We start from the raw sequence: 12447 nt of genomic DNA on the forward strand, positions 1-12447 counted from the left end.
TTCAATTTGTCGAATTGATTATAAATTATGAAGAAAATTTATAATCAATGAAATGTACAAATCAGGATTTATAGATATAAGAAATATGCAGTATCTATATTGTAGCAATTATATCTTTTGCTAGCGTCTCTAGTACTATTCTGCGAAAAATATAGGTACTTTTTTTTTCTCTAAGATAGGGTAATTATATCCATCAAATCTAGAAAAGGCAACATTGGTAGCTTTAAGTTTTATGTCATATAAGCTTAGATCAAGTAATTAAGAAAAATCTATGAGGTGATGTTATGAATACAAAGAATTATGTTTTTGATGCAATTGAATATTTAGAAAAACACTTGCTTGAGGGAGTTTCATTAGAACAACTTGCGAAGCAGTTTAATTTTTCTAAATTTCACTATGCGAGATTATTCAAAGCAGTGTTGGGAGAGAATATTGGGGATTATCAAATGAAGCGTAGGCTTACAATTGCAGCGATGAGCTTATTAGAGACAAGAGATAGTATATTGAATATAGCTATAATGTGTGGATATAGTTCTCAGGAAAGTTTTACCCGTATGTTTAAGGCATATTTTGGTATTACACCAAAGGATTATCGTGACAATAAGATTGAATATTTAAATTTATATAAATATTCAATTACACAGGAAGACATCGAGAGGGTGATGTCATATGGAACAGCAACAGAATATCAAATAATACATAAAAATTCTTTTGAGATAACAGGATTATTGTATCATGGGGATAATAAAAAACATGATGTTGCACGTATTTTTAATCAAACTGCTCAAAAAGTGCAATTGGATAAAATATATAATCAAATTGATGGGGTTTACGGATTGGATTTTTGTAAAAATGAAGAAGTGAGGAGTTATGAGTTCGATTTTATCGCTGGAATTGATAGTCGATATTTTAGTCAGATTGACAGGAAAGATGCTCAATTAGTACATAAATATATACCGGAGAATGATTATGCAGTATATTCCTTAACAAATATAATCGAAAAGATACAGATTCAGATACAGAGAAACTGGTTTAGCTTACTTAATGATGAATTGTATGTCCCGTGCGATAATTACGCATATGAGTTTTATCCCAATGGTTTTGTACCTAATCAAAAAAATATTGAGGCATATCTTTTTATTCCGATAAAAGCAAGATAGGTCAAAAAATCTTTTACGCGGATTGTTATAATAAAGAAAAGTAAGAGGAGGTAATAATATGACTGAACTTGAAAATTTTATTCTGGAAGGTAGTATCAAAAGATTACTCTTTAAGTTTTCTATTCCTGCCATAAGTGTATTCTTAGCTAATGTATTATATAACATTATTGATGCAATTTTTATAGGTAATCAGCCTAATGGTAGCTTAGGAATTGCAGCTTTAACTATAGTCTTTCCTATTCAACAAATAATACTGGCTCTTTCTCAAATGATTGGAGTTGGAATTGCTTCTATAACTTCCAGAAGTCTTGGAGCTGGAGATAAACTAAGAGCAGAAAAGGCAGTGGGGACTGCATTAACATCCTCTATTTTATTAGGAATTTTAATTATGGTTATAGGACTAGTTTTCATAAGACCTATGTTATATATCTTTGGTTCCTTGGAAAATATACTACCTTATGCTGTAACATTCTTTAGAATTACTTTATATTGCAGTGTTTTTTTCGTTTTTAGTATTGTTGCTAATAGCATCATACAATCAGAAGGACATGCTAATATTGCTATGATAAGCATGATAATAGGACCTGTAATTAATATTCCGTTAGATTATATATTGGTTACAAGACTTCAATATGGGATAAAAGGAGCTGCCATTGCTACAGACATTTCGCAAATAATATGTTTCATATTTTTACTAGTATACATCTGTTTTAATAGCAAAATTTTGGGGGTGAAAGTTAAAAATTTAACAATTAATATAAAGTTATTGAAAGAAGCGATTTCCTTAGGATTATCTACGTTTATGACTCAACTGGCTTATGGAATTCTAGCCATAGTATTGAATAATTCATTAAAAATTTATGGAGGATCTGACTTATATGTTTCTGCAATTGGTATATATAATCGTGTATTCGGGTTTATTACCATTACTATGTATGGAATTAGACAAGCTCTTCAGCCTATTATAGGATTTAATTATGGTGCTAAAAAATTCGATAGAGTAAAACAAAGCTTAAAGCTTGCAATTTTAGGATCAGTTGCAATTTCATTGGTATTTTTAGTTATAATTATTAGTTTTACAAATAAAATAGCGGGTGTTTTTACAACTGATAATGAATTAATAGCATTGACGGTTCCTATTTTAAGATTACTGATACTTATGAGTCCTTTAGTAGGTGTTCAAGTAATTGCTTCAAGCTTTTTTCAGTATATTGGCAAACCTAAGCCTGCATTATTTTTATCAATAATGAAACCAGTTTTATTTGTAATACCATTAATGTTAATCATCCCAATATTTCTTAAAGTCACTGGTATTTTTGTATCTGTTCCATTAGCTGATTTTCTTGCTGCAATGATATCTTTAATTTTTATATATCGTGAGATAAAAAAGATGAATAAATTAAACTTAATTGAAGGAGAAAATAAAAATTCACATTCCAAGCTTTGTTGATATTATGGTATTAAGTTTATTGTTGAAGTCGATAATCCATTAATTTGTTTTCTATTGAGTACCGCATTCATTTACAATGTGATTATGGTAACAATCTATAGCAATATCAACTATGGTGCTGACACATATGCTAATGTCTGGATGAATGCTTTTTAATTCATTTACAGCTTTAGCAATTAGAAATTCTACTTTTCAGGATGACTTAAAATGTTCTTTGTTAGAGAATGGGATATTAGATAAATGTCAGGGGTGTAGTCTTAGATATATTTGTGATGGAATTGATGAGGTGGTTGATAGCTATGTGGAGGAAACTACTGAGGTTATAAATAATTTTAGTTTTGAATAAAGTGTGCATTTAATCTCTGAAACTATGGGAATATAAATCACATTGTAATAATAACAGCTCCAAGGATAAAAAAATTAACCTTGGAGCTGTTAGACGTTTAGCTTTAATAATAAAATGAAATATTATTGTGGATTTTTCTTAGAATGTTTTTCTTTCTTACAATAGCAGTAGAATAACACATATTTTTTATATGGGCATAATCCAGAACTGTATAATTTTTAAAGAATACAAAATCTATAAGTTCTTTCTCATCTTTAGTTAAATTTTTTAGAGCTAGTCTTAAGTCTTCATAATCACACATTTCACATAATGAAGTTTCAGGAGAGATTTCTTGTGATGGAATGTCCTTTTCAAAATTATCATGTAAGCTTAGAGCTTTATTTCCTTCAGTAGAGCTTCTAGTTTTAATCCTCTTAATCAAATCATTCATATTATTTTTAATGGCATTGGTAGCATAAGCAACGAATCTATGCTTATCTAAGTTATACATAGAGATAGATTTAAAAAGCGATTGATAACATTCCTGAATAATATCATATGAGTTATATCCATCAATGAAAGTTCTCTTTGAGATATTATAAATTAATGGTCTAAATTCTTCAGCTAATTTTTCTTTTGCTCCTTCGTCATTATCTTTGCACCTAGTAACTAAAGTTTCGATATAATTAAAATCCATATAAACCTCCTTCATACATAAGATCTATAAAATTAATGAATTATTTTACATATATTGTGTTTGATGTTAAATTAATCTCTACATATAGTATATATGGTCAAAATGTATATAACGTATAGATAAAAGTAATTTTGAGAAGAAAAATTATTATAAAGGATGCTAGATGAATTGGTAATGGTAATAGGTATGGTTGTGATGAGTGATATAAAATAGCAGATCAAGCTAATGAAATAGCAGAAACAAGAAATATAAAATTCTATGTGGAGATTCATATTAATGCAGGGGGAAGATAGTGGTACTGAAGTGATAGGATTTTAGGAATTAGAAGTAGATAATCAATATGCTGAGAAAGTATGTGATGAATTATCAAGTGTTTTGAATTTACCTAACAGGGGAGACAGGAAGTCTTATTGGTATTATTAAGAATGTAATGCAAGCAATATTGGTTGAGTTAGGAGTGTAGCAGAAAAAACCTCTACATAGACTAAATATAAAGAAGTACTATGATTAAAATATTTATTCTAATTTGGTTTAGTAGCTAATATAACTAATAGTGTTAGTAATTCATCAAGGTGTTAGAATGACTTTAAAATCATTATATACCTTTTTTAAAGCATACTTTAATTATGTTACATCTGGAAATCGTGCTTATGCAAGAGCAATTTCAGAAGCAATGGCAGTTATTAGAGATACATTAGCCCAGAAAACTTTGAATCCAATACAAATATATTTGCACAAGCCATTTTCTTTTAAACTTGCTAAAGATATGCTTCAAAAAGCAGTTTCACTTGCTATGTCACAATACCAAGACCCTTTTAATGAAATCCAATATTTTAAGATCACAGTAACTATAGATAAAAGTTTTATTACTACTAATCATAAGGGAATAAATATACCAATAGAAGGCGGATGGGATAATAAAAATAATAAGCTTATTATTATTGCATTTAGTCAACCAAGTAACATGATAGATGAAGTTAGGGTAATCAAAGGATTGATTAAAGAATTTACGATAGTAGGTACTTTACCGGTAAATATTAAAACAGTAGCTTATTGGGATCTAAGTAAGGGAAAGATAGCTGAGATAGACTATCAGGCTTTGCAGCCAGTAGATAAACAGAGTTTGATTAATGCGGCTAATAGGATTTGATATAATAATTAATTTACTATAGCTGAATATTTATTTCAAATAAATATTCAGCTTTTGAACTCTCATTTAAAGAGTAATAACTAGGAAATAAAATATAGGTATCTATTTAGCAAATTATTCTTTATTGGGGTAAATTTGAATATATTAATATTAATGGTAATATCTAATACAAATATAGGTAATATAATCAAATATTGTAGTATAATAAGGATAGATTATCTGCTTGAAAAAGATAGTCTATCCTTATTATGTTTTTTTGAAGAAAATTCAGAAGGAACGATTCTAAGACGTACAATTATGTCTATAATGGGAAGTTGATATTTAAAAAGCAAAGTGTTTATTTTAAAATCATAATATTTAATATAATTTTTAGGAGAGTGGAAAATTATGAATTTCTTAGATCCGTCAACGGTTCATGGAGCATTAATAATCGGAATAATTGGAGGATTAATAAGCGGTGCAATTATTGGATTCTTTTCAGGAAAAACATATTAGAAAAATGTTGTGAAAAAAGCAAAAAACAAAACAAAAGGCGATCGAAATATTAATATCCAAAATTCAGAGATAAAGGGGAATTAGTATCATGTTTGGAGTGAGTGATAATAAGATTGTTTCGAAAAATAAAACAAAAGGTAATGGAAATGTTAACATTCAAAATTCGAATATACGTATTAATAATGGAATGGATGAAGTTTTGGAACTTGCCAAATCAGGAGATAATGTAGGAGCGTTAAAAAAGATGGGAGTATTTCAAAGATGTTTTGGGGCAATGCATCCATTATATCCTGATTTTAGATATAGTTTGAATATGAATGAAAAAGGAGTGTCTATCAAATTAGTTGCAAACAACGAAGAGGCTATAAAAAAATATCCTCCACATGGTACGATTAAGTTTATAATCCCTGATGAATACAAGTGGGCTAAGAATATAAATGAATTAATAAGATATGGCTACGAAAACCAAGTACCTATAAAGTTAAAAAGTGAAAGTATTAGATTGTGGTTAGGAAATTACTTGATGGAAGAAATAGAAAATGTCAGTGAAGTAAAGATAATACCAGAAAAATTTCCAGATCCTATTCCTATGAAATTTGAATTCGAAAAAACTCTATTTACATTGGATTATTTAGAAATGGGACTTATAAGAATAGAAAATGATTATTTAATATTAAGTAATGAAAAGCAAGAAAATACTAAATTGATTTTAACGTTATCTATAAATAGGGGCAATATTTTAGATAATAAATTTAATATAAAAGTAGCTACTCAATATAAAAATGATGTAGCAGCTAATCTAAAAATGAATAAATTTCTACTTAACATGGGTTACGAAGGTATTAAAAAACTTGTTACATTAAAAAATGATAGAGAAATTATATCTTTTCAAGATTCAAATATAAATTGTACAAGTAGAAAAGACATTGAAAAAGAGATAGCATTATTAGAAAGGCTTAATACTTTAGAAAAGTATTATGGTGTGGTGTTTAAATTACCTAAAAAAATAACCAGAGATGATTATGAAAATTTATTAGTATTGGAAAAAAGTATGAATAATGAACCAATAACAGGAACATATAGTGAACTGACATTGTTAGTAACAGTTGATTCTGGTTTTAATCAAACGCAAATGATTAGTAAAGATACTGGGAGTATTATGGAATGTGTATTTGATGATCAAGAAATTGAACTTTTTGACCAAAAAATAATTTTTAAGGAGATGAGGATAAATTATCATAATACAGTAGTTGATAATAAGGAAAAAACCTTAAAAAAATTTGAATTTGCAGATGATGGTGATGTAATAAAAATTAAGTTTATACCGTTAGATGAGAATGATAATATTTTTAAGATATATTATATATTTAAATAGACGGTTTTGTATACAATGGGAATTTTAGGAATCTAGGAATAGGAATGGATCATGGATGATATAGATAATATTTATAATTACAATAAATTATAGTGCTTGCAAATTCGAGTAATATGGTTGTAAATATGTACGAGTTTTATATCTGTGATTTAATTCAAAAGTCTTTACTTGCTAGTACTAAAGCTATAGCAGACACTTTAATTGACATAAGTAAATAAGGATTAGCCAAATAGCATCAAAATTATTTAATTTATTTTTGTACTTATTATAGCAAGACAAACATTATAGAATAAATAAAAAATTTAAGGAGAATATTAATGATAAATTTTATTAATGAGAGTAAAAGAATAATTAAAAAAGCTAGTGAAAATAATAAGCTAGTTCTATTTGTTGGTTCGGGAGTATCTGCGAATTCTGGTTATCCATCTTGGATAAGTCTTGTTGAAGAATTTGCAAAAGGTATAGGAATAGATACTAAAAATATTTCTTCTGAAGACTATTTGAAAATACCACAGTATTATTATAATTCACGAAAAGAAAAAGACTATTATGATGTAATATTTAATAAATTTAATATTAAAGTTAAGCCAAATAGTATACATGATCTCGTCTTTGAACTAAATCCATATCATGTGGTAACCACAAATTATGATGAATTGCTAGAGGATGCAGCTGATAGTAAAGGGATGTTTTATGATGTTGTTTCTAAAGATAAGGATTTACCATATACGCCAAATGGTAAAATGATTATAAAAATGCATGGAGATTTGAAAAATAAAAACATAGTATTAAAGGAAGATGATTACTTATCTTATTTTAAGAATTACAAACTTATACAAAACTACATAAAGTCTTTGATATCAACACATACAATTTTATTTATTGGTTACTCAATAAATGATATTAATGTAAAATATATTTTTCAATGGGTAAAAGATATTTTAGGGAATGATTTTCAACAGGCATATTTTTTAGATACAGATGAAAATAAAAAATTTAATCAAATGGAATTTGAATATTATAAGAATAGAGGAATTAATATTCTTTATTATTCTCAAATAAAAGATTTAAAATTTTTAAAAAATAATGTACAACCTTCAAACTTAACTAATGAAAAAGGGAAAAATACATATAAATTTTTAAAATATCTATTAGATGAAAATGATAAGAGTATAATTAATATTGATTATTTTTATGATAAATTAATAAATCTAAATAATTTGAATAAAATAAGATTTAAAGATATAACAACGGCTTTAAATTTAGAAACACCATTTGAAGAAGATGGAAAAATAATCTTTTCTCATTTTAATGTTAAAGGAAATGAATTAGAATTATACACAAGTGTGGTAAAAGATTTGTTTGGTGAAATTAAAGAATATGAAGATAAAATAAATGAAATAGAAAATTGTAGCGATGATAATGACAGGGAAAAAATAAAGAAAGAAGTTGATTATTCTAAAAAAGCAAAAATAGAGTTGGTTAAGCAAGTGTTTTTCAAGGCTGGTATAAGAAAGATAATAGAAAGAGATAAAGAACGAAAAGTTATAGTTTTGGTTGAATTAAATAAAGAGGAAAATAATGAATTTGTAGAAAATTATATTTTGAAATTTGATTATTACAATCTTCAAAGGCACTTGGACAATATGAGTTTAAATAATGAAGAAAGCAATGAAATACATCTAGAAAAGGCGTATATACTATATAAATTAGGAGAATATTTTCAAGCTTATGTAACATTAAAAAAATTGTCTGAAAGTTGTTTTAGAAATAAAAAATATTACTTATATTTCATTTCTGAAATTAACCGATATTATTTAGGTCATTTACTTGCATATGTTAATCCTTTTGCTTTAGGTAAATTAGGAATAGACATGAATACTCAAAAAATAATAAGAAAAGAAATTAATAAAATTGATTTAAATGATATATATTTAAAATTACCTTCAAATAGTAGATCAAGCCTAATATTTTTAAGAGATATATCAAATTTTAAATTCATATTCAGCAAGATAAAAGATACTATTGATATGAAGGAAGAGGTTGAGAAGGATAAAGATACCATTTATAGTGGATATTTAAATGAAGGTGGTAAAATTTATGAATTTAATAATGATATAAAAGATTTTTGGAATTACATAAATAAAAATAAAATTATGTTAGACAATTATAATGAGATTGAAAAGGTATTTTATAATTACATAGAAGGTGCTTTATTAAGTCATATGATTGTGTATAAAGAGAAAAAAGAAACTTTTTGGGGAATTCCAGGCAAGGTTATAAAACTTGAAGAAATAGACTATTTCACTGTATTCTTAATGTTGGTATATTTAAACAAAAAAACTATTAAATATTTATTTGAAAAATATGAAGTAGAAAAAATTAAGTTGGAAGAAGGTGCTCTGGAATCTTTAAAAGAAGCTTATAACAATATCATTGCGTCTATATTGAGAGAAAAAAATATTATAACGATTAAGGAAATATTCAAAAATTATTTATATATATTATCTAGAATAGATGTAGGAAAAGAACTTTTTAGCGAAATAATAGATGGGTTTCTTGAAGTTATACATAAATATAGCAATAATGAATTAAGAGAGCTTTATGACAATCTGGAGGTTTTTGTAATCAATCAAAACAATAATTATAAGTTAAATCTTTGTAATGAAAAGATTGAAGAGGTTTTAAACTATATTCTAGAGAAACCATTTGTTGAAAAAGAAAATTCTTATTATAGAGAGTGTGCTATAGTAAGCTATATGGAAGTACTTTCTATTGTTATAAACAATTCAGATGAAAAATATATATTAAAAAATGATAATATGATAAAGTTATTAATTAGACAAGTAGAAGTAGATCATAATTTTAGTTCTATAGAAAGTATTTTAATAGAATTGTATAAATTATTAAATGATGAAATGAAAAATAATATAAAATTAAGTATAACTGAGAAGTTGAATAGTGCTTCTAATTTTCAATATAATTCGTTTAACCTTTACTATAAGGCGGTTATAAATAATGTAGTTAAAAATAATGTTCAATTAGAGGAGAAATTATTGAAATATATAGAAGATTATTTAGAAAAAGAGAGAGAAGAAAACGTAAAAGGTATATATTCAGAATCTTTTGATATAAGTCCATTGGTTAAAATAGCTATTTTAATGTTGAATGCTCATATTATAGATATTGATAAATTTAAAAAATTTAAAGATCAATGCGAGGAATTTAGTTTTCTTGTTGATATGGATGGGTATAATTATGATAATTTTGAGCTAGAATGGATTTTGAGATATAACGATAAGATGCATACAACAATATCAAGTTGTGATAAAGCTCAAAGTGTAATAAAAGAAAAACTTAAAAATGAAATACTAAAAAATGATTGTGATAAAAAGCTAATAGAGACATTTTTTAAGTATTATGATTAATATGAAGGTATGCATATAGCCACCTCTATATTGTGTTCAATTAAATATTTAAATTTAAGAATTTTTTTGCTTTATTAGAACTTTTATAATTCGTTTTAAGGAGTGAATGTTTTGGAAAGAAAAAATCATTTTTCAAATATAATAAAATTTAAAGTTGATAAGGAAATATCTCTAAATCTTGATATTTTATTATCACATGATATTAACACTATATTTAATACAATCTTTAATTCTTATGCAAATTAGATAACGGAAGTCCATTTGATGAGGTGAAGGAAAGAACTACAAATAATGATGTTGAAGAATTCTATGATAGAGTATATTTAGGGGTGCAAGGTTTAATTAAGTCAACTTTTTATAGCTTAGAAATGTTTTTGAATTACACAGAATTTAAAAAAAGAAAGCTATTGAAGAAAAACGATATAATAACGAGGAATTATACACAATCTGATATCCTACTGATAATAAAATAACATATGAATTTGAGAATTTTATTACTCATTCACAAATGATTACTGATAGATTAGTTTGGTTTTTAGCGTATTATTTTAATCTAGATATTATGTATATTCCTCAATTGTATAAGAAACTTAAAGAAATTCAAACTCAAAACTCCCGAGTGTTGAGAGTAAAAGAGGAAATTGAGAAACATAAAGAAATTATATTCCAGATGTTTATTCCTTATGGTAAAGATGGAGAAAAAGAAGTTCTAAGAAGTATAATTGAACATAGAAAGGAATTAATTATTAGAACTCTCTTCGTGAGTTTTAATAAAAATGATAATCCAGAAATAAAATTTTTTGATAATATTTTACTAATAATGAATAAAAAGAAGCAGACAAGTGGTTTATTGAAAGATTTGATAATCTAATAAATGCTGTAGAAGAAATTTTAGTTGCTTTTTTTACATAAAAACTTATTAATAAAAGTCAACACTTTTTTAGTACGTCTGAGAGTTGTGTATAAAATTATATTTTATTAATTAATGAAAAGTAATATAAGTAGTTCATGGGATAAGATGAGAGAAAATATGGAATATAAAATTGTAAAAAGTGTAAGGACAAGTTAAATTACAAAAAATTAAATATATTAAGTAACAAATAACTTCTAATTATCCATACCCATTAGGCTAATAATGTGAAGTTGAGATTTTCGATGGTAAATAAAAACTGTTCTTTGAGCATTTAATTTAGTATAGTATTTTGAAAATATGTTGTGAAGATTAATTGAAAGATAAATTATAATTTGAAGGAGAAGTTTATGAAACGTGTATTAGTTACAGGTGGAACTGTATTTGTTAGTAAGTATGTTGCAAAATATTTTGAATCAAAAGATTATGAAGTGTACGTTTTAAACAGGGGGACTAAACAGCAAATAGAAAATGTTAATTTAATATGTGCAGATAGAAATAATTTAAAAGATTCTCTGGTGAAATACTCCTTTGATGCAATAATCGACGTATGTGGATATAATCAAAATGATATTAGAAATATATTAGATGCATTAGGTGAGTTTAAAGAGTACATATTTATTAGTTCTTCCGCCGTTTATCCAGAAACAAATGAACAGCCATTTTCTGAAAATCAAAAGATTGGTTTGAATTCTATCTGGGGTAAATATGGAACTGATAAGATTGAAGCTGAAGAATATTTGCTTTCAAGAGTTCCTAGTGCATATATTTTAAGGCCTCCATATTTATACGGACCAATGCAAAACGTATATAGAGAGCCATTTGTATTTGAATGTGCTTTGAAAAACAGAAAATTTTATATTCCTAACGATGGAACGATGAAATTGCAATTTTTCCATGTTGATGACTTATGTAAAATTATTGAAAAAATTATTGAAACTAATCCAAAGGAACATATAATGAATGTTGGGAATACAGAATTAGTAGATATAAATACATTTGTTGAACTATGTTATAAAGTGGTGGGAACTCCTTTAGAAAAAGTTTATGTAACTAACCATAATAATCAAAGAGATTATTTTAGTTTTTACAATTATGAATATATCTTAGATGTCTCAAGACAGAAAGCGTTACTACCAGAACAAAAGAATTTATTTGAAGGGTTAAAAGAATCTTATGAATGGTTTAAGAACAATCCTTATGAAGTTGTAAAAAAAGGATATATTGAATTTATTCAACAAAATCTTAAGTAATTTATTGTAATGATCATTTACGGAGATAGAAAAATTCCAATTTGTAGAGTTAGCGATTGCTATTTATTCAGAGAACAAGCATTAATAGAATTCAAATTCCCATTATTCATATAATAAAAACATCAAGGTTTTATAAATCCAAACGGTGATGTTTTCTTATCAGGTGATCAATAGAAGAATCGAACATCTGTTTTGAGTCAAGGC

At 26.1% G+C, this 12447-nt stretch carries 12 protein-coding genes; 11 read left to right on the forward strand and 1 reads right to left on the reverse strand.

What is annotated here, in order from left to right:
• The first annotated feature begins 284 nt into the window (after window positions 1-284).
• The 3 genes from T483_RS0122510 (at window position 285) to T483_RS29740 (ending at window position 2956) form a co-directional block, all read left to right on the forward strand.
• A complete protein-coding gene (locus T483_RS0122510) occupies window positions 285-1160 on the forward strand; it encodes a helix-turn-helix domain-containing protein (protein ID WP_026888846.1) in 876 nt (291 codons plus the stop codon).
• A 58-nt stretch (window positions 1161-1218) separates the two neighbouring features.
• The gene (locus T483_RS0122515) at window positions 1219-2610 is read left to right on the forward strand and encodes an MATE family efflux transporter (protein ID WP_026888847.1); all 1392 of its coding nucleotides are present in this window, start codon (window positions 1219-1221) and stop codon (window positions 2608-2610) included.
• A 145-nt stretch (window positions 2611-2755) separates the two neighbouring features.
• Window positions 2756-2956, forward strand: coding sequence for a hypothetical protein (locus T483_RS29740; RefSeq protein ID WP_051560529.1), 201 nt, complete (start codon window positions 2756-2758; stop codon window positions 2954-2956).
• A 103-nt stretch (window positions 2957-3059) separates the two neighbouring features.
• Here T483_RS29740 and T483_RS0122525 read toward each other — a convergent pair whose 3' ends face one another.
• Window positions 3060-3632 (reverse strand): sigma-70 family RNA polymerase sigma factor, encoded by a 573-nt coding sequence (locus T483_RS0122525; protein ID WP_026888848.1) that lies wholly within the window; start codon window positions 3630-3632, stop codon window positions 3060-3062.
• Between the two features lie 580 nt (window positions 3633-4212).
• Here T483_RS0122525 and T483_RS0122530 point away from each other — a divergent pair.
• From T483_RS0122530 to T483_RS0122565, 8 genes are all read left to right on the forward strand, one after another.
• Window positions 4213-4782, forward strand: a complete 570-nt coding sequence (locus T483_RS0122530) for a hypothetical protein (protein WP_026888849.1) — start codon at window positions 4213-4215, stop codon at window positions 4780-4782.
• A 153-nt stretch (window positions 4783-4935) separates the two neighbouring features.
• Window positions 4936-5100, forward strand: a complete 165-nt coding sequence (locus T483_RS31915; RefSeq protein WP_155268533.1) for a hypothetical protein — start codon at window positions 4936-4938, stop codon at window positions 5098-5100.
• 265 nt (window positions 5101-5365) lie between these two features.
• A complete protein-coding gene (locus tag T483_RS0122545) occupies window positions 5366-6652 on the forward strand; it encodes a hypothetical protein (protein ID WP_026888851.1) in 1287 nt (428 codons plus the stop codon).
• 317 nt (window positions 6653-6969) lie between these two features.
• Window positions 6970-10080 (forward strand): SIR2 family protein, encoded by a 3111-nt coding sequence (locus tag T483_RS30305; protein WP_026888852.1) that lies wholly within the window; start codon window positions 6970-6972, stop codon window positions 10078-10080.
• 111 nt (window positions 10081-10191) lie between these two features.
• On the forward strand, window positions 10192-10326 hold the full coding sequence (locus T483_RS32540) for a hypothetical protein (protein WP_278247475.1): 135 nt from the start codon (window positions 10192-10194) through the stop codon (window positions 10324-10326).
• Between the two features lie 23 nt (window positions 10327-10349).
• Window positions 10350-10553: a hypothetical protein gene (locus T483_RS31775; RefSeq protein ID WP_196244915.1), complete on the forward strand. Its 204-nt coding sequence runs from the start codon at window positions 10350-10352 to the stop codon at window positions 10551-10553.
• A gap of 35 nt (window positions 10554-10588) precedes the next feature.
• The gene (locus T483_RS0122560) at window positions 10589-10951 is read left to right on the forward strand and encodes a hypothetical protein (RefSeq protein ID WP_026888853.1); all 363 of its coding nucleotides are present in this window, start codon (window positions 10589-10591) and stop codon (window positions 10949-10951) included.
• A 389-nt stretch (window positions 10952-11340) separates the two neighbouring features.
• On the forward strand, window positions 11341-12243 hold the full coding sequence (locus T483_RS0122565; RefSeq protein WP_026888854.1) for an NAD-dependent epimerase/dehydratase family protein: 903 nt from the start codon (window positions 11341-11343) through the stop codon (window positions 12241-12243).
• The last annotated feature ends 204 nt before the right edge of the window (window positions 12244-12447 follow it).

The sequence above is a fragment of the Clostridium beijerinckii HUN142 genome (assembly GCF_000621745.1).
Taxonomy (GTDB): Bacteria; Bacillota; Clostridia; order Clostridiales; family Clostridiaceae; genus Clostridium; species Clostridium beijerinckii_A.

Bases quoted from the DNA above. Each gene is read 5' to 3' on its own strand.
- T483_RS0122510 (WP_026888846.1), top strand. From the start codon at position 285: ATGAATACAAAGAATTATGTTTTTGATGCAATTGAATATTTAGAAAAA.
- T483_RS0122515 (WP_026888847.1), top strand. From the start codon at position 1,219: ATGACTGAACTTGAAAATTTTATTCTGGAAGGTAGTATCAAAAGATTA.
- T483_RS30305 (WP_026888852.1), top strand. From the start codon at position 6,970: ATGATAAATTTTATTAATGAGAGTAAAAGAATAATTAAAAAAGCTAGT.
- T483_RS0122530 (WP_026888849.1), top strand. From the start codon at position 4,213: ATGACTTTAAAATCATTATATACCTTTTTTAAAGCATACTTTAATTAT.
- T483_RS29740 (WP_051560529.1), top strand. From the start codon at position 2,756: ATGCTTTTTAATTCATTTACAGCTTTAGCAATTAGAAATTCTACTTTT.
- T483_RS0122525 (WP_026888848.1), bottom strand. From the start codon at position 3,632: ATGGATTTTAATTATATCGAAACTTTAGTTACTAGGTGCAAAGATAAT.
- T483_RS0122545 (WP_026888851.1), top strand. From the start codon at position 5,366: ATGTTTGGAGTGAGTGATAATAAGATTGTTTCGAAAAATAAAACAAAA.
- T483_RS0122565 (WP_026888854.1), top strand. From the start codon at position 11,341: ATGAAACGTGTATTAGTTACAGGTGGAACTGTATTTGTTAGTAAGTAT.
- T483_RS31915 (WP_155268533.1), top strand. From the start codon at position 4,936: ATGGTAATATCTAATACAAATATAGGTAATATAATCAAATATTGTAGT.
- T483_RS0122560 (WP_026888853.1), top strand. From the start codon at position 10,589: ATGATTACTGATAGATTAGTTTGGTTTTTAGCGTATTATTTTAATCTA.